This window comes from Bifidobacterium sp. ESL0820 (genome assembly GCF_052606235.1).
The window spans coordinates 1,674,468-1,700,218 of record NZ_CP199594.1 but is presented as its reverse complement, the minus strand read 5'-3'; the positions used below and the strand labels follow the sequence as shown (position 1 = coordinate 1,700,218).

Here is a 25,751-nt window from a genome sequence, read left to right as displayed (position 1 = left end):
TCCTACGGACGCTCGATGGGCTGTGTTAGGCAATGAGGGCCGCCGCCTGCGTGCAGGATCTGGTCGAAAGGCACATCAATCACGTCGAGTCCCAAAGCACGCATCTTGTCATTAATATGCTTGTTCTTCTCAATCGCGATGACACGGCCATCGCCAATGCACTGCACGTTGCAGCCGTGCTTGAATACGTCCTCGGCCTTGACGGGGATAATTTCGAAATGCCGACGTTCCAAGGCTTTGAGGAACTGGTAGGGAAGCTGGTCCGGCACTGCAAGAGCTACCTGAGGGGCAACAATGTTAAAGCACATGTCCAAGTGAAGGTTATCGGGATTCACCGGGACACCGATTACCGTGTAGCCATACTTCCATAGCTGCTCTCGAAGATTGGCCACACCTGCCTCGTCGGTACGGTCGACCTCACCCCAGACAAGCGTGTGCTCATCAAGCATCCAGAAGTCGCCGCCCTCCATGCAGCCTGCATTGACGCGAGCGATGATCGGGACGCCCATTTCCTTAAGTTTGGCCTCGTAAAACTGAGTCTCAATCTGGCGAGCCGGGTGACGGAAGTGGCCGATAATGGCACCCTCTTTAACCATGCATCCGTAGTCTCGGGCGAATGTCATCACTTCGCATTCGGGGCGAGGCTCGACTTGCACTACTTCGACGCCGTTTTCCTGATAAGCATCGACAAGGGTCTGCCATTCGCGAACCATGACATCGTTCTTCTCCTTGTCGCCCTTCTTCATCCACTCGGTGGTGATGACGTTGATCGCATTGAATTTGTAATCAACGGGAGAGCACATCATGACTTTCTTCAGAACATTCGTCGCATTGGTGACGTATGTCTTCTCTGCAGGAACATCTGACATGATCGACTACCTTTCTTTGTTTTTTCCTGGGTTTCCAGGAAAGTCTTGTGTAATTCACTGACTCGCAGTCTTCAGAGCAGGACTGCCGCTGCCAACACCAGGCAGCAGACTGCAAAGAGGATCAGCACATATGGAGCGATGAATCTGATCCACTTCGCATAAGACACATTGGTGGCCTGCAGGCAGGTCATCAGGATGATCGAGGTGGGTGTTACCATCTTGGCCAGACCAAGAGCCATGCAGTAGATGGTCACCATCAGTGGGACCGGTATGCTTGCAAAACGGCTGAGAGAGGCCATGATCGCCATTGTTGCTGCGGCCAGCCCTGTGGAACTGGGAATCAGGCAGGCAATGAGGAAGTAAAACACCAAAGAGACGATGACGAAGGCGATGGGAGGCAGGGACGCTAATGAGCTTTCTCCCAAATGCAGGATTGTCGGTGTGATTGCTCCATCATCCATGACCACTTGAATACCGCGTGCCATGGCGACAATCATCGCAGTACTGACCAGGCCGGCTGCACCTTTGATGATAATGTCCACTATCTTGTTGGTCTCGAACTTCATGATCCTGCCAATAATGTATGACATGACAAGGAGAAGCATCGACAGCTCAGCAAAGTACCAAGAACCGAATGGTGTTATGTCCGATCCGATGACGGAACGCAGAATAGGGGTCTTGGCAATCCAAGCCGTGAGATCCGAAAAGAAGGTGAAATTCGGATTAAGGCTGGTCCATGGTACAAGGGCCACTACCATCAGAGCGAAGGTGGCAACAAATACTCCAAGCACTCCCTTCTGACGGCCTGTCAAAACCAAATTATCGTCATGAGTGACCGGGAACTCCTTGAGATCCTGCTCTCGCCTTGCATATTGCATTGAACGCGTAGGATCTGCCTGTATCCGCTTAGCATAGAAATATATCATTCCAATGACCAGAGCTGTGAAGATGATAAGCATAAGGAACCGAAGGCCCAGTCCATCCCCCACGGACACCCCGGCAATACTGGACGCAATGCCTACCGCAAAGGGGTTTATGGTCGACGCCAAGCATCCGGCCTGGGTGCCGAGAACAACAATCATCAGACAGGTGACGCTATCCAATCCCAGAGCAAGAAGCAGTGGGATGAACATGAGCATGTAGACGATGCCCTCTTCATAGGCACCCTCTATCGTTCCCATCAAGGACATCAGAGTGACCAGCACGGCTATGAGCAGCAACATATTTTTCTGGCTCAGAATAGCCACCTTGCGCAAACCAATTTTCAGGGCACCGCTTTGCTCTACCATCTCCAGAAAAGAACCGAAGAGCATGATGAACAAAGAAATTGGTATGGCTGCGCTGATCGTCTTCGACCCCAGCATCCCTGTAATGGGAGCCATGAACATATCCCAAATGCCTTGCGGAGAGGATGCCGTCAAGTGATATGTACCGGATATAGCATGACCGCTCTTATCAAGCTTGTAGGCGCCACCTGGCACAAACCAAGTGAGTACGGCTATAAACACAATAATGAAGAACAGTATGACGTAAGTATTCGGCATCGACTTACGCTTTTTTGACTTCTTCTCTTCAGATACGCTTGTGGCCTTTTCAGACATGAGCGTCTCCTTTGACTAGCTCAGCTCCGGCACAAAACCGCCGGAGTGTAAGAATAATTCGATTACCCGTGACGTAGATCTATCTTGTGTCTACAGACGATCCTTCATACCTGCGGGACGTACAGATTGCCCAAGGTGGCAGCCATAATCGCCTTTATGGTGTGCATACGATTTTCAGCTTCCTGGAACTGGCGCCCATGCTCCGAATAAAAGACCTCGTCAGTGATCTCCATCTCGGAAATACCGAACCGATCACGGATATCCGACGCATACTCGGTCTCTGAGTTGTGGAAAGCAGGCAGGCAGTGAAGCACAATATAATCAGGATTTCGTACGTTGTTCAGCAGCTTTGCATTGACCTGATAGGGCTGCATAATACGCACACGCTCTGCGAATTGGGACTCTTCCCCCATGGCCGCCCATACATTGGTATAGATAATGTCGGCATCTGTCACTGCCTCAACCGGATCATCCGTAACAGTAATGGTTGAGCCTGACTTATCGGCGAAACCTTGGGCAACTTCGACAATAGACGGGTCAGGAGCAAGCTCCTTCGGAGTGGCATTCACGTAATTGACCCCAAGAATGGCGCTGGTGATCATAAGCGAGTTCTGCACATTATTCCGGCCTTGACCGCAATAAGCGAGAGTTCGCCCTTCTAAGGAGCCGAATTCCTCCACAATGGTCATGAAGTCAGCAAGCATCTGGGTGGGATGCTCTTTGTCGGTAAGTCCGTTCCAGACGGGCACCCCTGAATATTTGGCAAGTTCTTCCACATGCTCCTGTTTGAATCCCCTGAACTCAAGGCCATCAAACATGGACCCAAGAACTAAGGCCGTGTCACGCACAGTCTCCTTGCGTCCCAATTGGATGTCACCCTTACCCATGAACTCGGGGTTGGCTCCAAGATCGTTCGCTGCAACAGTAAAAGCCGATCTCGTCCTAGTTGAAGTTTTTTCAAAAAGAAGAGCAATATTCTTACCCTCTAAATAACGATGAGGAATTCCGCGACGCTTAAGGTTCTTCAAATGGATTGCAAAACCGATCAGCCAATTGAGTTCATCTCGGGTATAGTCCCGGGTCGACAAAAGACTACGTCCTTGAAAATGGGAAGTGTTCGCCATGGTACCGCCTTTAGTACACGTATTTTCCATGAAAATACTGCTTGTTATAAACAAGCCCGACGGACAACGAACCGAATAACTCGAAATCGAAGAGACCCGAATTATATCCGGGTCGTCCCCTCCTTGGCTAGTTATCAATATAATAAAGATCGTTTCAAATGTCAAAGGTGCATGGAGATTGTTGTCGCATATGCTATAGGCCCATTACCAGGAACACGAGTAAGGTCCGTCAGCCCTCTACAGCCAGAAAACTTGAGTTCGTGCAATCAGGCATACATGAAACAGCACATTAGCGGGTAGACTGCAAGCCTTGCATAGGCCACGCGGGAAGTCGCCGTCCGGATGCCACCAGAGTCGAATTTAATCCTTAACAAATGGTACCAATATTCCACAGGTGATCTCGATAGCGAATATCACGGGTTATGCGATCAACAAATCTTCCCCGAACGGCGTCCAACTGATTCAGTCCGCGCCCAAAAAACCGCAGTACTCCCGGAAGAAGTTGGCGATCAATTGGTGACCATACTGGCTGCCGATGCTTTCGGGGTGGAATTGGACACCCTCCATGAGCGATCGACCACGTCTCAGGCCCATCACATACCCGTCCAGAAGCGAGCGCGCGCTGATCTCCAGGTCAGCGACCTGACTGACCGAGGCCTCGTCGGCAACCAGGGAATGGTATCTGGTCACATCGAAGGTATCGGGCAGGCCCTTGAAGCAGCCCTTCCCGTCGTTGCTTATCCCGCTCACCTTGCCATGCTGACGACTGGAGGCCCTGACCACCCGAGCTCCGGCGTGTACCGCGATGGCCTGCATGCCCAAACAGATGCCGAAGACCGGCTTCCGTCCTACCACCTGGTCCAAGAGCTCCAGGTAGCCGCAGTCTTCCGGGCGACCCGGTCCGGGACCCAGAATGACCGCGTCAAAGGTGAGCGGGTCCACCTCGGCAAGGTGGTCCACCCGGACAATGGTCGTATCGGCGCCCAACAGGTCCACGTAGTTCTTGACCACATAGACGAAACTGTCGAAGGCATCAACCAGCAAGACTCTCATGGGCCAGCTCCTTTCCGGTGATGGCCAGATAGGCCGAACTCATCTTCTTCATGGTTTCCTGCCATTCGCTTTCCGGCTGAGAATCCTCGACGATTCCGGCCGAGGCGCGCAGGTGGTACCTGCCCGAATGGCAGGAGGCCGTCCTGATGCACAGCGCCGTCAGTACCTGGCCGTCAAATCCGAGGAAGCCCACCGCTCCGGCATATACCCCGCGCGAACTGACCTCGGTCTCCTCGATGATCTCCACGGCGCGCACCTTGGGGGTTCCTGTCATGGTGCCGGCGGGGAAGGCGGCCGAGAAGACGTCGTACTTGTCCAGGCCAGGCCGGATTCGACCGACCACATCCGAGACCATATGAATGACGTGGGAGTAAACCTCGGTGGTCATCAGCCGGTCCACCTCCAAGGATTCGGGTGTGCAGCACCTGGCTACGTCGTTGCGCCCCAAATCCACCAGCATCAGGTGCTCGGCCCGTTCCTTGGGGTCGCCGGTCAGCTGCCTGATGGCCGCCTGGCGGGCCTCATCATCTCCGGGATTGCCGACAGTTCCGGCGATGGGCCTCAGGGTTATGTCACCATCAGGGGTCAGCCCGATGAAGAGCTCGGGGCTGGCGCCGATGACATGTACCCCCTGCGGAGTCACGAAGTAGTACATATAGGGGGACGGATCCTGCAGACGCAGCCGCTGGTAGACCTGGAAGGGCGGAATCCTGGAGTCCACCTGAATCTCATGCCCGAGCTGGAGCTGGTACACATCTCCCTGGGCTATGTGCTCCTTGCCCTTGGCAAACCACCGATAGAAGAGGTCCCGGTCAATCGTGTCGTGGGCCTTATATGGATAGTCCGGCCCTATGCCATCCTGTATGCCACCCTGGTCAGCATGCGATTCAGAAGATTGCTCCGGCAATGCGTCGGAATTGAGCAGCTCCATCACCTCTTCCAACGACGCGAATCCATGACCGTGCCCGCCGCTTTCAATTGCCGCATTCTGGATCTGTGCACCAGACCGTGTAGAAGATCCGCGCTCTCGCAGATTTTCCCCGCCCTCTGGAATGCCGCATTCGGCCGAACCCTCTTCGGCATGGATCAAAGTGGCGCAGTAGCCGCCAGCCTTCAGATCCAAGGTGATGATTCCCCGATAAAGAGTCAACGAGATGACCGGCAAGGCCGCGTCCCTTGGTATGCGCTCCTCCAGATCCTCGATCATGAAGATGGTGTCATACCCGAAGTAGCCGAACCAGCCCATTCCGAAGGGGCCTTCGTGGTCGCCGCTGATAGCGAAGGAGGATTCCAGCCGCCTCAGCACTGCAAAGACTTCCTGGATGCCGGAGACCGGAAGATGGACCACTCCCTGCTCAATCCGGTCAAAGGGCCTCAGGATTCCTGTCAGCTGAGGATTGCCCAAAGGGTCGATGGTCATGACGTGGTCTGTCACGCTTACAGTCAGCACCGGCTCGAAGCCAATCACCGAGCGGTTCCGGTCTGGATCGGGGCCGCTCAGGGACTCCAGGAGGAAGAGCTGATCCTCCTGGTATCTGGTGCGCAGCCGGTGATAGATGGCCAGGGCATCGAGGTCGCTGGAAAATCGGCGTGATTCGATAGTTACGTTGATAGTCATTAGGGCACTTCCTAGTTCAGATACTGCGGTTTGGAAACGGCAGTGAAACCCCACCCGGTGCCGATTGAGCAGGCCAAGGATACGGATTTCCTATGGCAACATGTCCGCAGATAATAAAAGAGCAACCTCAAACACCGAGGTAAATATAGGAATCAGAAGAAGAACCGGCTAAAACATCAACGCCATCGGGCATCGACATAAAAGAAGACACCCTTGGGCAACCAAGGCTTCAGTGATGTCGTTTTCTCCATGGCCACGATGCTAGAGCACCAGGATGCAAACGCCCAATCGGTATCCATCATTCGGACATTTTTAGACCGAAGACTGTTCATCCGCCAACGGCGCTGCGGAAATATCCCCATCACGCCCAACAGAATTCTGTCCACACCATTATGGACAAGAACCGAGCCCAGGAGCAAATCCCCAGACCCGGTTCTCTCAATTAGCAGCTCGAAGGATCATCCCTCGTCCGCAGCCACGCGTGAGTGGCTGTATATCATCTTCATGGAGCAGATGAAGAGCACCATGCCCAGCAGAATGATCACGCCGCCGATCATGAAGACGTTGGCGTAGGTCGATGCCAGGCCCTGCTTGGTGCCAGCCAGGCTGCCCGAACCCATGGAACCGTTAGCCATGAGCTGACCGAAGAGCGCCACACCAATAGAACCCGTTATGGCCTGGAGAAGGTCGTTGAAGCCTAGCGCACGGCCGGACTCCTCAGGCTCCACGGTCAGAGTTGCCGTGTCAACGATGGGCTGGTAGAAGAAAGATGTGCCGAAGTAGTAGATGCAAGGTGCCACGGCCAAGGCCCAGATCTTGCCAGCGGGGATCAGGAAGGCGATGGCGATCAGGCCGCCACCCATGCAGGCCAGAGCCAGGATGACCGAAGCCTTGCGCCCGATCTTCTGGATGATCGGCCCGGCTGCGAATCCCATGATACCGGCCAGGATGATGGACCAGACCAACAGGTTGGAGACCTTGGAGGAGTCGATGCCGTAGACGTTCAGACCAATGGCGTTGACGCCGGCGTTCAGAGTATAGCTGAAGAAGTAACCGACGAAGATGACGGTCATAGTCATGGCGAAGGCGGGGTTGGTCAGCATCTTCGGTGTGATGAAGGGGTTGCTGGCCTTGTTGACGTAAACCAGGAAGGCCACCAGGGTCACGATGCAGGCGATGCCCCAGCCCCAGTTGATATCAGTGAAGAACATGGTCACCGAAGCGGCGAACAGTCCAATCAGCGTGAAGCCGATTCCATCGATCTTGGCGCCAGCGGCATGCTGGTCAGGCAGGTTCTTGGCCAGCACGGGAATGAAGAAGACGGCCACGATGCCCACGCCGAAGAGCCAGCGCCAGTCGAGCAGGGTCATGTAGCCAGCCAAGAAGACTCCCAGGGCAGCGGCGAAGCGGAAGACTGCGACGAAGACGCCGTACCAGAGCACGCGCTTCTTTTTCTCCACATACTTGGAAACCAGAACCAGGAAGATGGATCCAGAAACCTGCCAACCGGCAGACTGCACCACGCGGGCGGCAATGACGATCCAGATGCTGAAAGTGCCGAAGCATCCCAGAATCGACCCCAGCACGAAGACGATCGTGCCCAGGATCATCATCTTCTTCAGGGAAACGAAGTCGCCCAAGGATCCGTAGATGACGCAGACGATTCCCAGAATGATGCCTGGCAGGGAAGTAATCAGGGGAGCCAGGTTGGCCTGGTTGAGCTGCTTGCCGATGTTCACGTAGATCATACCGAAGGCCTGCTGCTGGAGCACGCCCAGGGTGAAGATGATCAGGACCACCGGGATGGCCACGCGGGCCATCTTGTTCATTTTCGCGAACTCCGGAGTCCCCTCCTCGGGAACGGGCGTGCCGTTCCTTTGCTCCTCGGAGACAGTTGACTCACTCATTATTTTTCAATTTCCTTTCATTTTCTCTTGGAAAAGACTTATTTTCGCTGCACGCGCGCTATGCGGTCCACGAAGTTCTTTCGGAAACCGTCCACATCGACATCCACGCAAACATCCGAGTTCTTTTCCTCGCTGAGGATGCCGTCATAGTCGACGGCGGTCGCGCCCAAAGTTATTTGACTGGAGATTTCAACATCGACGAAGGCTGAACGCATAGTAAACAGTTCTGGTTCGATCAGAACCATAGCTGCCGAAGGGTCATACATCTTGATCCCCTCTTCGATGTGGCCGCCGTCATAAGAGCGGAAGAGGGAGCTGACCATCTTGCCGACCTCGCCTGAAGCTTCCAATGCATCCAGGTCGTTGGCAACCAGGTGAGCCTTTCGGCCAATATCCAGACCGACCATGGTGATAGGAAGTCCGCTGCGGAAGACCATTTTGGCTGCTTCTGGATCAACGGAGATGTTGAACTCGCCGTAGACTCCGATATTTCCGCGTTCTGTTGATCCGCCCATCGAGACAATGCGCTCGATATGACTTTTGACCTCAGGGAATGTCGCTAGAAGCAGAGCGATATTGGTCAGGGGTCCCAATGTCAATATGGTGACGGGTTCGGTGCTCTCCATGAGTACCCGTCGTTCCTCCAAAACTGCGTTGTTGGCAGTCAGCAGACTATCGTCAGGCTCGGGAAACTCAAAAGAACCCATACCCGTTTTGCCGTGCGCTTCCGTGGCAAAACGGTTGTCTCTCATAAGCGGAGCAACCGCACCGCGAGCAACAGGGATCCTCCTACCTAGGAAAGTCAGCAGCTTGAGAGCGTTATTGGTTGTATGTCCGATACCCACATTGCCGGATACCGAGGCAATCAGCTTGATGTCAAAAACAGGCTCATCTACCAGCAAGGTAATTGCCGCGGCATCATCAATACCAGGATCTGTATCGATGATCAGAGGTTTAGCCATCAGTTCACTCCTTTTCTTTGATGTCTAATGGAAACTGGTCATAGGGAATCGACTCAAATGCCATACGAGCGCAGATTCCCTCATCTCTTATTCCGCCTTAGAAGCAGCGACGTCACCATCTGACTTTGAGGAATCGGCAGCCACGCCATGGCCCAAAGCCCTTTGGAAAATCGCCCTGCAGTCGTCGCGGTTCAGCCTGACTACGGAACCTATTGCCTGGTCAGGTCCATAGAAGTCAATATTGTCCAGCATCTGCTCGATGCCATCTTCAGGAATCGAGTAATCAGCAAAGGAGGTCGGCATGCCCATCGAGGTGAAGAAGTTCTCGGTTGCTGTCACGCCACGCAAGGCCAGATCCGTAACATCCATGGTTTCATCGTGAAGGCCGAATACTTCTTGGGCATACCGAGCGAAGCGCCGAGGAGACCTGTTGATGCAATACCTCATCCACGACCCCATGATGATGGAGAGAGTGGCACCATGAGGGGTGTCATAAAGGGCACTCAGTTCGTTGGCTATGGTGTGGGTTGACCAATCCTGTTCACGACCGACCCCTAGGGTGTTGTTCTGCGCTATCGTCGAGGCCCACATTATCTGCGCACGGTATTCATAGTTTTTCCCGTCTGCCACTGACTTAGGGCCAATGGCGACCAAGGTACGCAGAGCGCCTTCAGACATACGGTCTATGAGCCCGAAAGTGTCATCCTTGGTGAAGTAGCGCTCACAGATATGCGAGAACATATCCACAACTCCGCAAGCGGTCGGGAAAGCTGGAAGAGACTCGGAAAGCAGCGGGTCCATAAAAGCCAAAGCCGGGCGAACAACGGGATTGCTCACCAGCAACTTGCGGTGCTCATCCTCATTGTTTATTACTGCCACCTGGCTCGACTCGCTACCGGCTGCAGGGCAGGTCAGGACTGCACCTACCGGAACCGTTGCCTGGGGCTCGGCAACGCCCGTGAAGTAGTCCCAGACATCGCGGTCACTCGCCAGGCCCAGACCAATAGCCTTGGCGGAATCGATACTGCTGCCGCCGCCGATGCCCAGAACGCCTTCCACGCCCTCGCGGCGGGCGAGTTCAATGCCCTCTCGCACTTTCTTCAACCTGGGATTAGGCTGCACGCCGCCTAGCTCGACATACTTGACACCAGCCTGGTCGCAGCTCTTTTTGATCGTGTCCAGAAGACCCGTGGTTTGCAGGTAGCTGCCATCATCATGGTGGATGAGGATCTTATGCACCCCGAGTTTTGCAAATTCCTGGCCTACTTGTTCCTCAGCACCTCGTCCAAAAATGAATCTGGTGTTAATGCAGATAGTGAAATCTTGAAACATATCATACTTCTTTCTTCAGAATCGAAGCCAAATCAATTACCTCGTGAGCCACATAAGTCGGATTCGCTTCAAGTAGATGCTCGGTGTTACCGTCGCCATAGGTCACACCGACTGACCTGACTGCATGAGTTGCAGCAGCCCTGATATCTCCCTGGCTATCACCGATCAATAGGCAGTCCTGCGCAGATAGGTGCCATCGATCCAAAACATAAGAGACCATGGCTTCCTTGGTCATCTCTCGACCGGAAGCCACTTCAGGGGTAATCCATCCTTGGAACTTGTCCTCCCAGCCCTTGGTGGTCAGCAATCGTTCAAGAGCCGGCTTCGGCTTCATGGTGACGATTACGTTTCCTATGCCTTTGCATCTCAATTCTTCAAGAATGATTGCTATACCCGGATATAGCCGAGTAGAGGGGAAGTCATTTATGGTCCGGTAGTGGGTGTTCACGTTCTTTTCGAAAGCTTCCAGCCTGTTTGGGCTAGGGCGGGGATTCACATGGTTGAAAATGGTCCTCATAGGGGCGCTCAAATTACTATTGTCCTGCATGAATGCAGCTGGGAAGCCACCGCCTTCGAGACTTGCAGCATACACAAGCGAGCGCCATACATCGCTGCTGCTGTCTGCAAGGGTCCCATCGAAGTCCCACAGCACCATGTGAATACCCACCAAAAAACTCCTAATTCCTGTCGTTTAGTTTTCAGTCATACTGACGTAGCGTCTTGTACAGCAGATCCACAAAACCAGGGAAATCCAATTCAAGCGCTGCCTCCGCATTGGGTTGCTCCCCGCGAAAATCCATCTGCGGCGTACGCTCGATGTCGACAGCCGGATCGATACCACGCAGGTGCCGGTAATCGCATACCGTCATTCCCCTGGTCAATTCACCCTTAAGCTCGATATCAATATGCATGGGAGCCGACTTGATGAGATCAGGATTGATGATCCAGGCCGCTGCGCAAGCATCGTGAATGGTGGCTCCTGTCAATTGCGTTTCGTCTTCGCAAGTTTTCAGGAAGTACTCGGTCAAATCAGCAGCGAAGTTGGCAGCTTTGGTGCCAATATTCCGGAAATCTGCAATATGCTTCTCGGTCAGACAGCACTGCCTCGTCAGATTGATCCCTGTCATCTTGACATGAATGCCAGAATTAAAGACACGATAAGCGGCCTCGGGATCAACATAAATATTGAATTCAGCAGTGGGAGTCCAATTACCGAAAGTCACCGATCCACCCATGATGCAAATCTCACGGACGCGGTCGACCATGCGCGGCTCGCGATTAAGGGCAGCAGCGATATTGGTCAACGGTCCCGTGGCAATAAGGGTTACATCATCAGTGCTCATGACCGTATCAACGATGAAGTCGACTGCATGTTTGTCTTGCGGCAAATGGGTAGGCTCGGGCAGAACGGGACCATCCAGTCCGGTTTCCCCATGGAACTGAGGAGCTGTGATCAGAGGCATGACCGTTGGCCTGCTATGGCCAGGGTAAACGCCGATATTGTCAGCCTGGCCGATGACTTCCAAAACCTTGATGGCATTCCGCGTGACGTTTTCCAGTGTGCAGTTGCCACCAATCGTCGTAATGCCCAGCACATCCAGGTTCTGGACCGCCAGCATCATCGCGAAAGCATCATCATGTCCAGGATCACAGTCCAGGATTACTTTTTTCTTCATTATTCCTCCTTGAGTAATTCGTGATTGTTGAAAAAATCGTCAAGCTGTTGAATGTCGGGACAATGCCGAGCGCCCTTGTGGCCGACCTCATAGCCCGATACAGCGTTTCCCTGTCTCAGCGCCCCCGTGAGTTCTTCGCCGGACAGGATGGCACTGATGAAACCTGCATTGTAGGTATCTCCAGCGCCGACGGTGTCTGCTACTTCGACCTTGAAAGCAGGAACGTTGATCTCCGCGTTCCCCTGGACAAATCCGACGGAACCCCGACTGCCATCACGCGCGACCACCACATGGCCATTGCTGGCTAGATTCCTGGCGTTCTCCCTCCAGTTATCTTGACCCAGATAAGCAAATTCTTCAGGACCTGAACCGAGCAAATAATCCACCTGAGGCAAGATCTCATTCAAAGCACCAGCAAGGTCGGAATCCAGCTCTCCGTTATCTACGCGAAGATTCAGATCCAGTGAAGTACGGATTCCACGCTCACGAGCCCAGGCGAACAAGCGGATGATACTGTCTCGAGAACTACCCGCATAGGTCAAGCACATGCCTGAACTGTGTATCCAGGAGACCTCGGCGAGCTTCTTCATAGGAAGCCTGTCCCAATCCAGTTCTTTGAAGGATTGATGATCTCTCGGCCAGCCCCAGAGATACCGTTCACCAGTTTCATCGATGAAAGCGAAAACACCGACAGTATTGACCTTTCGATCAACTACCAATCCGTCAACATCCACCCCGGCTTCTATCAAATCTTTCTTGGTAAAGCGGCCATAAGAATCATCGCCCACAGTCCCAGCAAAGAGCACATCGCGGCCCAGTCTCGAAAGCGCTACTGCAGTATTGGCACAAGTACCCCCTCCTACGACTTCTGGAGTCGGGTATTCGACCTTGGTCCTCTCTGGATTTAAAAAGCGTGGATATGGAACGATGATGTCCACATTGGCATCGCCGACAACCGCTACTTCAGGCATCGCGCGCCGCCTGGACGAAAGCTAAGACTTTCTGGGGATCTTTACAGTGAAGGCCATCACCCCGCTCATCGGAATAGTTGGTGAAGCTGAACGAATCCACTCCATAGGGGTCTGTCTGCGCTATTGCCTCAGCCACATTCTGTTCATCAAGTCCGCCGGCAATGATGCAGGGGACCTCGGTTGCCTCGATGATGGCCTTGTCGATGCTGCGATCATGAGTCAGACCGGTTGCACCGATGTCTCCGGCCTCGGGCGCCTTGGTGTCGATGAGGAAGAAATCCGAAACCGGCTCGTATTCCTTGACATATTCCAGCACCCTTTGCTCATCCAGCGGAACGCCGGCCAATACTGGGATGGCCTGCATGATTCGCAAAGACGGGAACCTCTTGCGGAGAACACGTATCTGTTCGGGTTCGATAGCATCGATGTCACCGGAAAGATGAAGGACATCAGGCAGGGCTTCGTTAAGGTTGTCGATGATTTCGTCAATATCTTCAGCAACGGTAAGACCGACCTTGACGGCATCGTTACCTATGGCATCAAATATCGCCTTGGCCTGTTCGCAATCGAGCTGGCCTGGAGTACGTTTGATGCTTCCATAGGAGACGCCAAGATGGTCACCCCCTGCGTCGATGACCATTCGTGCATCCTCAACGCTTCTGATGCCGTAGATTTGGACGATGACCTTAGCCACGTTCTTTTCCTTTCTGTCCTGCTTGTCGAATGACTTCGGTGAATGCTTCAACAGTGAAAACTGGTTTGGCCATGCCAACTTCCTGCGCCACCCGCGTGATTGGAGGGGGCGCCACATAGGCCTTCTGCAGAATCTCTTGGCGCGCAAAGACCTCTTCCCTGCTTCCTGCCAAAAGAACCTGTCCTTTTCGCATAAGGACCACACGAGGAAAGTTCCGGGCGACAAACTTCATATCATGCGAAATCGCGATACATAGCTTGCCCTGATCTTTCAGTCTTGAAATAATGGCTGCCAGGCGGTCATTCCCGATCTTGTCCTGTCCGCAAGTCGGCTCATCAAATACCAAGGCTCCGGTATTCATCATGAGTACAGAACCGATAGCGCAGAATTTCTTCTCGGTGGGACTTAAATCGAAGGGATGGCTATCGAGTTTCTTCTCCAGCCCGACCAATTCCGCGATCCTGGTTGTCCTGTGCTCGATCTCCTCATGGCTCACACCGAGTTGGTGGGGTCCAAATTCAAATTCCTTGCGCACACTATCCAGAAACAGCTGGTCATCTGGATTCTGAAAGATATACCCTACTTTTCGGGCCCATTGAGCTGTCTGCGCAGTCGCGACATCGACCCCATCGATCAATATTCGACCAGAAGTGGGTCTGAGTATTCCATTCAGATGCTTGGCCAAGGTCGTCTTGCCGGCACCGTTTTGACCAATCAAGGCCACAGGCTGGCTGCCCTCAAAGGTCAGGTTGACATCCTGCAGGGCGCAATAGCCATTCGGATAGGCATGCTTCAGGTGTTCGACAACAATTTTCATAGCAAACCCCTGACTGTCTGCACAGCATGACTCTCATCAATGGGCAACTCGTCAAGATCAAAACCAGCAGACTGCAGGCCTCTGCCCAACTTGACATAGTCAGGCACATCAATGCCCCAATTCGGCGTACGGGGGTTGGTGAATACTTCCCTTGGTGTTCCCAGGGCGGCAACCTTGCCCTTCCGCATCACCATGACCTGGTCGGCATACTGCGCGACGCGTTCCATGTCATGATCAACCATGACGACAGTCACGCCACTGGAATTCAGGTCTTTGACGATATTGAACATCTCTTCGCTTCCCAAGGGATCCAACTGAGCAGTGCATTCGTCAAGCACCAGGATGCTGGGCTCCATGATGAAAGCAGAGCCAAACGCCACTCGTTGGACCTGCCCGCCCGACAAGTCCAGGGGGTTTTTGTCGAGCAGCTCTTCCACATGCATCAGGCGCGCCACCTGAAGCACTTTTTCATGCATGACCTCCCGCGGCACTCCATAGTTGCCTAGGCCGAATGCAAGCTCCTCAGCCACTGTGCCGGCTGTATAGGAGAGCTGATTGAAGGGGTTCTGGAAAACCAATCCAATGGTCTTCGACAATTCAGCTATGGTCGTCTTGGCCACATCGACACCCTCAATTTGGACCAGCCCTTTAGACCTACCCACGAAATAGTGCGGGATCAATCCGACCAGTGCATTACAGAGGGTAGATTTTCCAGCTCCATTGGCACCGATGATGCAGAAAAAGCTGCCTTTGTCAACTGCAAAACTGATGCGCTTCAACGTACTCGACGAGGCATTTCGATAGCGGAATGAGAAATCCTTCACCTCAATTGCTTTTCTCATGCCCGGCCTCCCCACTGAATGCCAAGGGGAACGATCCCCATGCCTGACATGATGGAACCTGCCAGTACCAGCAAAAAAAGAAGCGTGGCACATGCAGTGAACAGGGTGTCTGTCCGCCTCCACTGGACCTCAATATAGCTGGTCTGGCGAATGCCTTTGATGCCAAACCCCCTGGTTTCCAATGTCATGCCTCTCTCTTGAGAGTCAGTCAGTGAAGAAAGAACCACCGGGCCCAGCAGCGGTATGAAAGCTCTCGCCCTGGAAATGATGTTCCCGCTTGTTTCCAACCCACGAGAGTGCTGGGATTGCTCGATAACCGTTATTCGGCGCTGCATCTGAGGGACAACATTCAAGCTCGCCAGTATCAGGTAACCAACTTTGGACGGAACGCCGACTTGGCTTAATGCAGCTACCAAACGACCCATGTACGTGGTTTTGGTCGTCAGATAGAAAGACCCGAGGAAAACCATAAGGGTGACCACTATTTTGGCTGCGTAAAGACTGCCTTCCAGCCCCATCCTTGCAAAACCCAAATCAAGTATGGTCTTGGTGTTCTTGGGACTGTAGCAACCTTGGATGAAGAGCAGCATGATCGTCACCGGTATGCCGAAACCAAGCATGATCTTGGCGAACGGCTTGAACTCATGCGCTGTTGCTGCCGCCAAGAAAAGCACGAGGATGAAAAGCAACCCAAGGATAAAGTCCGGCCATGCTATCGTGGACAGACCAAGCGAACAAATCCCTACGATTTTCGCGATGGGATGCATTCGCGCTAAGGGCGAGTCAGGTATAGCGGCAGAAGCAGACCCGGACATCAGCGCTCTCCCTGATTGTTCGAGCCAGTGCTTGTCACATCATGGCCATCGACGGATTCCGAAGCAGTGTCCTCAGCATGATCAGTCGCCGTCTCGGAAAGCTTCACGGACATTTCAGACGAATCTTCATCCGAGTCATCGTCCTCATCGATGTCATCCAACTCGTCATCGTCAGTATCATCAAGAGCATACTGGCTCAAGAACCGCTTGGGAATTCGACGCACTATGACATAAGCGATGAATACGGTGATTCCCTTATCGACCAAGTTCTCCAGCATTGAAGAGGAGACGACGGAAATAACGATATTCTTCATAGCGACCACCAAAGCCGCCGTCAGTACGGAAGTGCCATTAACGCCGGTTGCACCGCCGTATACAAAAACCGTCACTAACGAAGCGGTTATGGTATTGACCAAGGCGCAGGCCAACCAGACAAGTATGACGCCCCAGATCTTCTTGAAAAGTCCAGCCTTGACCATGTAGCCAACCACCAGGCCGCACAGGACACTGGATAGCGCATAAGGCAGGTAGACAGGATTAGCAACCAGAGACAGAAAGACGTTGGTCAGCAATCCACATAGAGCAGCCACCCAAGGACCGGACAAGCAGGCTATGACCGTAGTGCCGATCATGTCCAGAAAGAGCGGAAGTTTCAGTGTTGAGCTCAATGTGCCGCCGATAAGATTGATCCCCACCGCGATAGGAATCAGAACCAATGATTTCGTGGAAAACTGTGCAGCGATTCCCCTCAAAAACGATTTTGACTTCATCATCTGCGCCACCTTTGGTCCTTGACTACTTGTCTTTCCAGGTAATCAATGTCTCAAGTCATCTAACCTGCGTATCTTAGGAAATGATTTTCCTAAAATGTTTTCTCAGTCAGAGAGACTATCAGCCGTCAAAACGTGTGTCAAATTCGGAAGGCCCAATCCAGAAGCGACGACATACTGACAGGTAAACCTTCCACGCAAACTACCGACCGGCTCGGCAAGACAACGATAATAAAACTGGTGCGAGTGTCCGAGTAAACTGAGAGTCCATCCAGATGTGGCAGCATATTGCTGGTAACGACCACGCAAGGCGCAGGAGTACAGGATTGGGCAAGGAGATCCATGAATATTAAGGACATTGCCAAACTTGCAGGCGTCTCCACTTCAACGGTTTCAAAAATTGTCAATCATAAAGACTCGAGTATCACAGAAGCGACAAGGAATAAAGTACTTGATTTAGTAAAAAAATATCACTATACTCCCTACGCGTCGTCTAAGCCCAATACGACCAGCTGGCGCATCGGCGTGCTGCTGAGTTCCTCCATCTCCCTTGACTCAACCCTGGATGGCATCATTCAGCAAGCGCAGGCAAGCGGCTATGGAACACTGGTATTCAACAGCTACTCGAGCCACGAGCAGGAAGAACAGAATATTCAGGCTGCGATCGAGCACCGTGTGGACGGGATAATCTGGGAGCCGATTGATAAAAGCAGCCTAAAACTCAATAAAACCATCACAGCGAAAAAAATTCCCGAGCTCACCATTGGCCCTCTAGGCGACGATCGATCTGCACTGCTTCCATATGAAGAAGCGGCATATAACCTGACGCAGGAACTCATGGATCGAAACCATAGCAACATCGCCTGTCTTCTATCTCCTGGCAGACGGACTCAAAGCTTCCTGAGAGGATACCGTCGCTGCCTTTTCGAGAACAACATTGCCTTCCACAACGATATGGTGTTCTACGATATTGACGATAACCTGACCACAGTCATGGAAAACCGCCACGTCACAGGTGTCGTCGCGTCACACTACCGGCATGCCGTGGAGCTGCAACAGTATGCACAATCCCTTCATTACCGCCTTCCTCAGGATTTTTCACTGGTCACCCTCAGAAACGATTCCGATGAACCCCTGCATTATCCCGGCATACCAGAAATATCCTCCTACAACATGAGGAACGCGGACTTTGGAACTCATCTGTGCTCCAGACTGATCAACACAATCGAACACAATAAAGCCGAACAGACAGAATTCAAACACCTTTTCATCCTGGACAATGAACACACCATAAGCCAGCCGCCTAACATGCGGCATAAAAAGATTGTCGTGATCGGCAGCATCAACGTTGACACATATCTTGCTACGCCGACACTGCCTAAGCCTGGAATGACTGTCACGACACGCAACTTCGCCTCAACGCCTGGCGGCAAAGCCACCAACCAAGCCGTAGGTGTAGCAAAGCTAGGACATCATGTCTCTTTGATCGGCAACGTAGGCAGTGACATCTCGGCCGACTTCATCTACCAGGCCATGAATAGATTTCATGTTGACACCACAGGTGTAATGCGAATCAAAAGAACCGATACCGGCAAAGCCTATATCTTTGTCGACAACAATGGCGAATCGATGATTTCCCTGGTATCGGGAGCCAATAGCACTTTAGCGCCTGACGATATTGATGGAAGAGAGCATATCTTCAGCAACACAGCCTACTGCTTAATACAAACTGAAATCCCGCTCGAGGCAGTAAAAGAAGCCTGCATGATGGCGAAAAAACATCACGCCATCACGATTCTAAAACCCTCATCATGCTCACATCTTCCCGATAATATTCTTAATTTAATCGATATTCTTGTTCCCAATCAAAATGAAATCGAGACACTGTTTCCGCAACCAGGTTCTATCATCGAGAAGGCACAATACTCCATATCAAAAGGCGTCGGAACTGTGATAGTCACGCTGGCCGATCAAGGCTGCGTTCTAGTTACCGAGAACAACCATAAGCACTTCCCAGCAGAGCAAACCCGGGTCATCGATGATACGGGCGCAGGCGATGCTTTCATCAGTTGTCTTGCAGCCTGCCTCTTGGAGAACCGCACTCTGGAAGAAGCCGTGCACATAGCCAATCTTGCTGCAGGTTTCAGCGTTGCTCACGAAGGTGCCATTCCTTCTCTGATCAGCAGGGGACAGCTAAAGTCCCTATTGGCTTAACAGCGCTACTGCCAAATATTGTTGCGGGCTCCCGACCTTATCGGTTAACGGTTGTGAATGCAGCTTGCTCTGGTCAACAACGCATGCCACGTGACCACGCTGTTATCCTAACCGATTCGACGTCAGAGGCGTTGAAATAAATTCAAGACCAATATCCGACTCTCAATCAAGAGGTCGTATTCAACGGCTTAATGTAGCATATCAAAAAACAACTTTCCTTACCGGCATGAATACCGGCTGCGACATCTCGGCGAATCTTAAAAGAAAAAACGCTACCTATGCTTTTATACTGAGCTTGATCTAGGGGATTCCTTCACCAGCCTTATACTCGGTGACGATAGAAAATCAAGGCAGAAACAGATCGGATGCAATCGCCCACAAGGCAGTCAACTGGCTCTAATGGTAATGCGCCTGCCGATATGCGCGCGGAGTGGTACCCGTTTCCATCTTGAAGCGACGATTGAAGTTAGCCGCGTTCCTGAATCCACTCATGATCCTAACCTGCGCAATAGGCAGATCTGTGGTGACCAGAAGGAGCGAAGCACGAGCCGTTCTCAAACGACAGACCATTTCTGAAAAATTAATCCCTGCGGCCCTTTTAAAGAACCGTGAAAATGACGACGGATCCATAGCCACCTGGGCTGCCACATCCTCCAGGGTGATTCGGTCTCCAATATGGGTCTTTATATAAGCAAGGGCCTGATTGACTCGTTTCGCCATTCCCGGCGAAGCCTCAGGCTGGTAGCCCGGTGTGACTACCGTTGTCCACTCCCCTCGTGGAGCCTGTACAAAGATGCGGAAGATTTCAAGAAGGTCGATGAGCCGATCCAAGTCATGGTGCGCACCCATGGCGGTCAAGATAGAAGCCACTCTACCGGCGGATTGACCACTAAGCACAATGGCTTGGTCACCCCGCCTCAACAGCGTCAGTATTTGCATGGCCTCGGGAAAAATCTGCGCCAGGGCCTGGATCCGGTTAGGAAGCACCTGACAAGCCACATCACGATTTGGTATGCTTGTTCTCTCATTCGGCCCAATCTCGGAAATCCAATTGTGGGGAACATTACTGCCTAAGAGGGATACTTGGCCTGGAGCAAAGGGTACCATTCCGTCACCTGCCATCATGGTCCCCATGCTCTCGCGAATCAGGTGTATTTCTATCTCAGGGTGATAATGCCACCTGGCCAAGGTTGATGGATACCCGTGTTCGAGCCATCGGATAGACTCATTCCCCTTGGGCACAACGACCTCCAAGGATCCTTGGTCGATGATGTTATGACTCATATACTCACCCGACTTCAACACGTACAGGAAAGCGGCTTTTCAATAGCCTCTGCACGGCGCAGAAAAGGCTATCCTGCTCATTCTAAGGGCAAAGAATCAAAATAGTATCAGAATTGGTTATCAGAGCACCTCTTCTCACACCTGGTCGACCTTAAGATGAAATCACACAGATGCTGCATTGACATCAAGACTTTCACTCTGGCAAAGGAGCATGATTATGAAAGCTGTCGTCCTTGAAAAGAAAGGCGTCATCAATGTTCGAGAAGTACCGGACCCTTCGGCCCCAGGTCCTGGCGAGCTGCTGATTTCGCCCCATACCGTAGGCATTTGCGGATCTGACGCGCACTATTACCTGAACGGACGCGTCGGAAAATACGTGGTTGAAAAGCCCATGATTCTTGGGCATGAGGCCTCTGGCACGGTTCTAGAGGTGGGGCCGGGAGTCAAGGGGTTCCAGGTTGGCGATAGAGTAGCCATGGAACCGGGCATTCCTAATATGTACTCCAGGGCCGCAAAACTCGGTTTGTATAATATTGACCCTTCTGTCCGCTTCTTCGCCACTCCGCCTGTAGATGGGTGTCTGAGCGAGAAAATTGTGCATCCGGCTGCCTTCACCTACAAATTACCAGACAACCTTACCTACGAAGACGGAGCCCTGATGGAACCACTGTCAGTGGGAATGTGGGCTGCCACTAAGGCTGGCATCAAACCCGGTGACATTGGGGCCGTAGCGGGTGCTGGAACAATCGGCCTCCTGACAGCAGCATCAGCCATAGCAGGCGGATGCGCTAAAGTACTGATCTCCGATGTTTCACAGGATAAGCTCGAGCTGGCAGCCAGCATCCCAGGAGTCGTTCCTGTTAACTTGAAAGAGGAATCCTTCCTCGACAGAGTCATGGAGGAAACGGATGGCTGGGGTGCAGACCGGGTTTTCGAAGCCTCAGGAAACCTTAAGTCCTACGATGATCTTTGGAGACTGGGAGCTCCTGGCAACACCACTGTTATCATTGGCATTCCTGCCGACGGAAAGATACCCATGGACGTCACGGAAGTCCAAGCGCGCGAGACTAGAATCGAAAACGTATTCCGCTACGCCAACGTCTATCAGAAAGCAATAGACATGGTGGCCGCCGGCAAGATCGAGCTTAAACCATTCGTTTCCCGGACCTATCCTATGGAGCAGGCCAAGGAGGCTTTCGACAGATTTGCCGAGGGTCACCCCGAAGACGTCAAAATCCAGATCGAGGTACCTCAGAATCATTAAAGAGCGGCAGCAAAACCCTGCACAATTCACCAGAGGACCTTCTGCCTAAGCCGTCATCTCGAGACGATCCATATTCCTCTATGCAAGCCAAACAGTAATCTATAACCATCAACCTATTCTTGAACTGGAACGTGCCCAGCATCGCACACAGATTTTCAAAGGAGCAATCCATGCAGCCCATGTCTTCATTCACTACAGACCTCCAGCACTCGGGTATGATCGCCAAGAATCTGGACGAAACAATTGATTTCTACACCAACAAGCTCGGCTTCGAAATAGCAGGAATATTCCCCAATAAAGAGAACCGCTGTGCCTTCCTTCGGTACGGGCATCTGACCATCGAAACATGGGAAGGCGACGAGGCGCCGATGAATACGGGAGCTATCAACCACTGGGCCTTGGACACCCCAGACATCAACGCCGCCTACCAGAATGCGAAAGATTTGGGGCTGGAGATCAAGGAAGACAGTATTCAATCCATTCCTACTTTCTGGGATAAGGGGATTCGGTACTTCAACATCTATGGACCCAACAGGGAGACCATTGAATTCTGCCAGATCTGCTGATCCGACCTATGGACCTATGCCCGCTCAGGCTAGCTGACAGTGTGAGAAATAATACAAAATTATCAGCGACTATGTCTGGAGTAAACAGTCTATTTTGGCCAAAAAACGCCATTCCTGCCGAAAACCACCAAATTCATGAGAACAGCGCTGTATTAAGATTGAAGTGTGTATCCGACGGTGGATACCAATGACGAAAGAAGTTTCGCATGACAAATATAACGCAAGTTACCGTCGCTGGTGGCGGTGTGCTAGGAAGCCAGATTGCCTATCAGACGGCCTTTAAGGGGAAGAAAGTCACTGTATACGACATTAACGATGATGCAGTGGCAGCAGCAGAGAAACGTGTCAACGCTCTGCGGGATTCCTACAAGCGGGATATCCAGGCAACCGACGAACAATTCGATGCTGGTCTGAAGAACTTGACTTTCACCTCAGATCTCAACGCTGCCGTCGCCAATGCGGACCTGGTTATTGAAGCAATTCCTGAGAAGCCGTCGATCAAGCATGACTTCTATACCAGCCTGGCCAAGGTTGCTCCTGACAAGACAATCTTCGCCAGCAACTCCTCCACCTATGTGCCCAGCACCTTCGCCGGAGACACTGGTCGCCCTGAGAAATTCCTCAACCTCCACTTCGCCAACCAGATTTGGTTGATGAACACTGCGGAAATCATGGGCAGCAGCCAGACCAATCCCGCCGTATACGAGGAAATCGTAGAGTTTGCTAAAGAAATCGGCATGGTGCCTATTGAGCTGCACAAGGAACAACCAGGCTACGTGCTTAATTCACTCCTGATGCCTTTCATGGGCGCAGGCGGCATGCTTTGGGCCCACGACATAGCCGACCCAGAAACCATTGACAAGACCTGGATGATCGCCATGGGATCCCCCAAGGGACCCTTTGCTATCTTCGATATGGTCGGACTGCGCACTGCTTACAACATCATCAGCCAGCGCCAGGGCGACAACCCCCAAGCAAAGCCCTTGCTTGAGAAGCTCAAGGCCATGATCGACGAAGGTAAGCTGGGGCAAGAATCCGGACAAGGCTTCTACCACTATCCGAATCCCGAATTCCAGGATCCCAACTTCCTGAAGGCGTGATTCAACTGACTGATTGCCCAGATGCAACACAATTTGGCTCGATACAATAGGGCCAGATTAGATAGTTCTCATATATCTCATCTGTTGGGCTAAAACTCAGCAAGAATTCATCAAGGCCCGGCGGCTCCCGTTGAGCGGATCCGCCGGGCCACACTATTAGTCAAAACCACAATCTCGATTATGAGAGATGGCTCTTATTCTTACTACTGATTTTCTAAAATGTGTGCTCTGATCACCATTTATAGCAAAAGTCGAATGGTTCTTCCTTTAATTTATTTAATAACGCTGATGACTATTCAACGCCAAGGTAGGCGCTCAGATCAGCCTTGGCCAATCGAACAATCATGATAAACCACTATAGGGCGTTATCCTGGCACAGGCATGTCAGTCTACCCTCAAACTAACAGCAAATAACCTAAGTGTTATAATGGTTGTTTATGACATTTTTCAAAAGACACTTGATAGGAGACCGCTGAGGCACACAAAGACACTCGATCCGCATAACGGCCCAGAGCCCGAGAAGGAATAATGGCACAAATCGACACAAGTTCAACTGACGGATACAGTACCGACGAGAAGCAGAAGCAAAAGCAGGACAAAAAGGCTAAAGCCATCGCCAAGCGCAAGGCCAAGAAGCGCAACCAGCGACCGCACCGGGGCTGGAGCGAGCGCCTGCATCTGACCGACATCAACGTGGTGGACAGGTCCACCCTTAAGCGGGCCATCGCCGGCACCGTGGTCGGCAACTTCATGGAATGGTACGACGTGGGGGTCTACGGCTACCTGGCAGTCACCATCGGCCGCGTCTTCCTGTCTGACGCATCCGATGCCGTGCAACGGCTCTTCTCCCTAGGTGTTTTCGCTGTCACTTTCATCGCACGGCCTTTGGGCGGCGTGGTCCTGGGCCAGCTTGGCGACAAGGTCGGCCGCCAGCGCATTCTGGCCTTCACTCTGCTGAGCATGTCCGCAGCCACCCTGCTGATCGGCCTTCTACCCAGCTATGCGTCCGTCGGTCCCCTGGCGCCCATTCTGCTCATCCTGCTCAAGCTGATCCAGGGCTTCTCCACGGGCGGCGAGTACGCGGGCGCCTCGACCATGGTCACCGAATACTCCCCGGACCGGCATCGCGGCTTCTTCGCCTCCCTGCTGGATGTGGGATCCTACCTGGGCTACGCCTTCGGAGCAGCCTTGGTCTCACTGCTGGAATTCTCCATCTCCCCGCAGGCCATGCTGGCCTGGGGCTGGCGCATCCCCTTCATTATCGCCCTGCCGCTGGCTGCCATCGCGGTCTACTTCCGGGCCAAGGTCCAGGACACCCCCGCCTTCCGCCAGGCCCAGGATGCCAGCGACGAGAAGACCAAGAGCCAGCACAAGAGCCTGTTGGACCTGATCCGGGGCTATTGGCGGGAGCTGCTCATGGCCTTCATCCTGGTGGCCGCGGCCAACACCCTGAGCTACACGCTGACCGCCTACATGCCCACCTACCTGTCGGGCACCCTGCACTACAACACGGCCCAGGCCAACCTGCTCTCCCTGCCGGTCCTGCTCATGGTGGCCTGCTGCATTCCCATTACCGGAGCCCTTTCCGACCGCTTCGGCCGCAAGAAAGTGCTGTTCATGGGGGCCTTCACCGGACTGTGCCTGGCCCTGCCGGCCTTCCGACTGTTGGAGCATGAGACCACAGGTGCCGTCTTCGGCGGACTGGTTCTGCTGGCCATCCCGGTCATCTTCTTCGTGGCCAACCTGGCCTCCACCCTGCCGGCCCTCTTCCCCACTGCCTCCCGTTACGGCGGCATGGGACTGTCTTACAACCTGGCCGTAGCCGTCTTTGGCGGAACCGCACCTGTCATCATGGAAGGACTGGTGACCGCGACCGGCAAGTCCCTGGCACCCGCCTACTGGATCATGTTCACTTCGACCTGCGGTCTGATCACCGTGCTCTTCCTGGCGGAGACCGCGCGGCGCCCCATGCCTGGCACCCTGCCCACCGTGCTCAACCGGCAGGAGGCACGCGACCTGGTGGCCACACAGGACCGCAACCCCGATCTGGACGTAAAGACCATCATCAAGGATGCCGAAGAGAGCGGAGTGCGCAAGACGCCGAAAAAGCTGGTTGCCGAGACTCGCAAACTTCTGGGCATTCCCCGCTCTGGAGACAAGAAAGCCCGTGAGGTAAAACAACCGAAGGATGCTAAACCCTCAACGAAACCCACGAAGTCATAGCACTCCGTGAGCCTGACATGCTTCCTCAGCCGATGCGCCAAGAAGGGTA

General features: G+C 52.9%; 21 protein-coding genes and 1 pseudogene. 5 read left to right on the top strand and 17 right to left on the bottom strand.

Going from position 1 to position 25,751, the window contains the following annotated elements; translation table 11 throughout:
* Nucleotides 1-2 precede the first annotated feature (2 nt).
* From ACUIAH_RS06650 to ACUIAH_RS06575, 16 genes and pseudogenes are all read right to left on the bottom strand, one after another.
* Nucleotides 3-869, bottom strand: a complete 867-nt coding sequence (locus ACUIAH_RS06650; RefSeq protein ID WP_445340759.1) for a dimethylarginine dimethylaminohydrolase family protein — start codon at nt 867-869, stop codon at nt 3-5.
* A 71-nt stretch (nt 870-940) separates the two neighbouring features.
* Nucleotides 941-2,470 (bottom strand): YfcC family protein, encoded by a 1,530-nt coding sequence (locus ACUIAH_RS06645; protein WP_445340758.1) that lies wholly within the window; start codon nt 2,468-2,470, stop codon nt 941-943.
* Nucleotides 2,471-2,574: 104 nt separating this feature from the next.
* Complete coding sequence (argF, locus tag ACUIAH_RS06640) at nt 2,575-3,594, bottom strand: ornithine carbamoyltransferase (RefSeq protein WP_445340757.1); 1,020 nt, start codon at nt 3,592-3,594, stop codon at nt 2,575-2,577.
* A gap of 462 nt (nt 3,595-4,056) precedes the next feature.
* Complete coding sequence (locus ACUIAH_RS06635) at nt 4,057-4,647, bottom strand: anthranilate synthase component II (protein WP_445340756.1); 591 nt, start codon at nt 4,645-4,647, stop codon at nt 4,057-4,059.
* Nucleotides 4,628-6,265, bottom strand: a complete 1,638-nt coding sequence (locus ACUIAH_RS06630; protein WP_445340755.1) for an anthranilate synthase component I family protein — start codon at nt 6,263-6,265, stop codon at nt 4,628-4,630. The genes ACUIAH_RS06635 and ACUIAH_RS06630 overlap by 20 nt, the downstream gene beginning before the upstream one ends.
* A 458-nt stretch (nt 6,266-6,723) precedes the next feature.
* A complete protein-coding gene (locus ACUIAH_RS06625; RefSeq protein ID WP_198199459.1) occupies nt 6,724-8,172 on the bottom strand; it encodes an MFS transporter in 1,449 nt (482 codons plus the stop codon).
* A 38-nt stretch (nt 8,173-8,210) separates the two neighbouring features.
* Nucleotides 8,211-9,134, bottom strand: a complete 924-nt coding sequence (locus ACUIAH_RS06620; RefSeq protein ID WP_198199457.1) for a nucleoside hydrolase — start codon at nt 9,132-9,134, stop codon at nt 8,211-8,213.
* 87 nt (nt 9,135-9,221) lie between these two features.
* The gene (locus ACUIAH_RS06615) at nt 9,222-10,466 is read right to left on the bottom strand and encodes an iron-containing alcohol dehydrogenase (protein ID WP_445340754.1); all 1,245 of its coding nucleotides are present in this window, start codon (nt 10,464-10,466) and stop codon (nt 9,222-9,224) included.
* Nucleotide 10,467: 1 nt separating this feature from the next.
* Nucleotides 10,468-11,133, bottom strand: a complete 666-nt coding sequence (locus ACUIAH_RS06610) for an HAD family hydrolase (protein ID WP_445340753.1) — start codon at nt 11,131-11,133, stop codon at nt 10,468-10,470.
* A gap of 31 nt (nt 11,134-11,164) precedes the next feature.
* Nucleotides 11,165-12,142, bottom strand: coding sequence for a nucleoside hydrolase (locus tag ACUIAH_RS06605; protein WP_445340752.1), 978 nt, complete (start codon nt 12,140-12,142; stop codon nt 11,165-11,167).
* A complete protein-coding gene (locus ACUIAH_RS06600; RefSeq protein ID WP_445340751.1) occupies nt 12,142-13,113 on the bottom strand; it encodes a carbohydrate kinase family protein in 972 nt (323 codons plus the stop codon). The genes ACUIAH_RS06605 and ACUIAH_RS06600 overlap by 1 nt, the downstream gene beginning before the upstream one ends.
* Nucleotides 13,106-13,807, bottom strand: a complete 702-nt coding sequence (locus ACUIAH_RS06595; RefSeq protein WP_445340750.1) for a phosphoribosylanthranilate isomerase — start codon at nt 13,805-13,807, stop codon at nt 13,106-13,108. The genes ACUIAH_RS06600 and ACUIAH_RS06595 overlap by 8 nt, the downstream gene beginning before the upstream one ends.
* On the bottom strand, nt 13,800-14,624 hold the full coding sequence (locus tag ACUIAH_RS06590) for an energy-coupling factor ABC transporter ATP-binding protein (RefSeq protein WP_445340749.1): 825 nt from the start codon (nt 14,622-14,624) through the stop codon (nt 13,800-13,802). The genes ACUIAH_RS06595 and ACUIAH_RS06590 overlap by 8 nt, the downstream gene beginning before the upstream one ends.
* On the bottom strand, nt 14,621-15,466 hold the full coding sequence (locus ACUIAH_RS06585; protein ID WP_445340748.1) for an energy-coupling factor ABC transporter ATP-binding protein: 846 nt from the start codon (nt 15,464-15,466) through the stop codon (nt 14,621-14,623). Before ACUIAH_RS06585 ends, ACUIAH_RS06590 begins: the two co-directional genes overlap by 4 nt.
* Nucleotides 15,463-16,281 (bottom strand): energy-coupling factor transporter transmembrane component T, encoded by an 819-nt coding sequence (locus ACUIAH_RS06580; RefSeq protein WP_198199447.1) that lies wholly within the window; start codon nt 16,279-16,281, stop codon nt 15,463-15,465. The genes ACUIAH_RS06585 and ACUIAH_RS06580 overlap by 4 nt, the downstream gene beginning before the upstream one ends.
* A gap of 122 nt (nt 16,282-16,403) precedes the next feature.
* A pseudogene (locus tag ACUIAH_RS06575) lies at nt 16,404-17,054 on the bottom strand (ECF transporter S component); the annotation flags it as partial.
* A 339-nt stretch (nt 17,055-17,393) separates the two neighbouring features.
* Between ACUIAH_RS06575 and ACUIAH_RS06570 the strand changes: the two are divergent.
* Nucleotides 17,394-19,265, top strand: coding sequence for a PfkB family carbohydrate kinase (locus tag ACUIAH_RS06570; protein WP_445340747.1), 1,872 nt, complete (start codon nt 17,394-17,396; stop codon nt 19,263-19,265).
* 396 nt (nt 19,266-19,661) lie between these two features.
* On the opposite strand, the gene ACUIAH_RS06565 is transcribed toward ACUIAH_RS06570, so the two are convergent.
* Nucleotides 19,662-20,549: a helix-turn-helix domain-containing protein gene (locus ACUIAH_RS06565; RefSeq protein WP_445340746.1), complete on the bottom strand. Its 888-nt coding sequence runs from the start codon at nt 20,547-20,549 to the stop codon at nt 19,662-19,664.
* Between the two features lie 217 nt (nt 20,550-20,766).
* Here ACUIAH_RS06565 and ACUIAH_RS06560 point away from each other — a divergent pair, with 217 nt between their 5' ends.
* The 4 genes from ACUIAH_RS06560 (at nt 20,767) to ACUIAH_RS06545 (ending at nt 25,702) form a co-directional block, all read left to right on the top strand.
* Complete coding sequence (locus tag ACUIAH_RS06560) at nt 20,767-21,813, top strand: NAD(P)-dependent alcohol dehydrogenase (RefSeq protein WP_445340745.1); 1,047 nt, start codon at nt 20,767-20,769, stop codon at nt 21,811-21,813.
* Between the two features lie 170 nt (nt 21,814-21,983).
* Nucleotides 21,984-22,379, top strand: coding sequence for a VOC family protein (locus ACUIAH_RS06555; protein ID WP_445340744.1), 396 nt, complete (start codon nt 21,984-21,986; stop codon nt 22,377-22,379).
* 206 nt (nt 22,380-22,585) lie between these two features.
* Nucleotides 22,586-23,479 (top strand): 3-hydroxyacyl-CoA dehydrogenase, encoded by an 894-nt coding sequence (locus ACUIAH_RS06550; protein ID WP_445340743.1) that lies wholly within the window; start codon nt 22,586-22,588, stop codon nt 23,477-23,479.
* A 528-nt stretch (nt 23,480-24,007) separates the two neighbouring features.
* Nucleotides 24,008-25,702, top strand: coding sequence for an MFS transporter (locus ACUIAH_RS06545; protein ID WP_445340742.1), 1,695 nt, complete (start codon nt 24,008-24,010; stop codon nt 25,700-25,702).
* Nucleotides 25,703-25,751: the final 49 nt, after the last annotated feature.

Coding starts and splice junctions, on each gene's coding strand:
- ACUIAH_RS06650 (WP_445340759.1), bottom strand. CDS start 869: ATGTCAGATGTTCCTGCAGAGAAGACATACGTCACCAATGCGACGAAT.
- ACUIAH_RS06645 (WP_445340758.1), bottom strand. CDS start 2,470: ATGTCTGAAAAGGCCACAAGCGTATCTGAAGAGAAGAAGTCAAAAAAG.
- argF (WP_445340757.1), bottom strand. CDS start 3,594: ATGGCGAACACTTCCCATTTTCAAGGACGTAGTCTTTTGTCGACCCGG.
- ACUIAH_RS06635 (WP_445340756.1), bottom strand. CDS start 4,647: ATGAGAGTCTTGCTGGTTGATGCCTTCGACAGTTTCGTCTATGTGGTC.
- ACUIAH_RS06630 (WP_445340755.1), bottom strand. CDS start 6,265: ATGACTATCAACGTAACTATCGAATCACGCCGATTTTCCAGCGACCTC.
- ACUIAH_RS06625 (WP_198199459.1), bottom strand. CDS start 8,172: ATGAGTGAGTCAACTGTCTCCGAGGAGCAAAGGAACGGCACGCCCGTT.
- ACUIAH_RS06620 (WP_198199457.1), bottom strand. CDS start 9,134: ATGGCTAAACCTCTGATCATCGATACAGATCCTGGTATTGATGATGCC.
- ACUIAH_RS06615 (WP_445340754.1), bottom strand. CDS start 10,466: ATGTTTCAAGATTTCACTATCTGCATTAACACCAGATTCATTTTTGGA.
- ACUIAH_RS06605 (WP_445340752.1), bottom strand. CDS start 12,142: ATGAAGAAAAAAGTAATCCTGGACTGTGATCCTGGACATGATGATGCT.
- ACUIAH_RS06600 (WP_445340751.1), bottom strand. CDS start 13,113: ATGCCTGAAGTAGCGGTTGTCGGCGATGCCAATGTGGACATCATCGTT.
- ACUIAH_RS06590 (WP_445340749.1), bottom strand. CDS start 14,624: ATGAAAATTGTTGTCGAACACCTGAAGCATGCCTATCCGAATGGCTAT.
- ACUIAH_RS06585 (WP_445340748.1), bottom strand. CDS start 15,466: ATGAGAAAAGCAATTGAGGTGAAGGATTTCTCATTCCGCTATCGAAAT.
- ACUIAH_RS06580 (WP_198199447.1), bottom strand. CDS start 16,281: ATGTCCGGGTCTGCTTCTGCCGCTATACCTGACTCGCCCTTAGCGCGA.
- ACUIAH_RS06570 (WP_445340747.1), top strand. CDS start 17,394: ATGAATATTAAGGACATTGCCAAACTTGCAGGCGTCTCCACTTCAACG.
- ACUIAH_RS06565 (WP_445340746.1), bottom strand. CDS start 20,549: ATGAGTCATAACATCATCGACCAAGGATCCTTGGAGGTCGTTGTGCCC.
- ACUIAH_RS06560 (WP_445340745.1), top strand. CDS start 20,767: ATGAAAGCTGTCGTCCTTGAAAAGAAAGGCGTCATCAATGTTCGAGAA.
- ACUIAH_RS06555 (WP_445340744.1), top strand. CDS start 21,984: ATGCAGCCCATGTCTTCATTCACTACAGACCTCCAGCACTCGGGTATG.
- ACUIAH_RS06550 (WP_445340743.1), top strand. CDS start 22,586: ATGACAAATATAACGCAAGTTACCGTCGCTGGTGGCGGTGTGCTAGGA.
- ACUIAH_RS06545 (WP_445340742.1), top strand. CDS start 24,008: ATGGCACAAATCGACACAAGTTCAACTGACGGATACAGTACCGACGAG.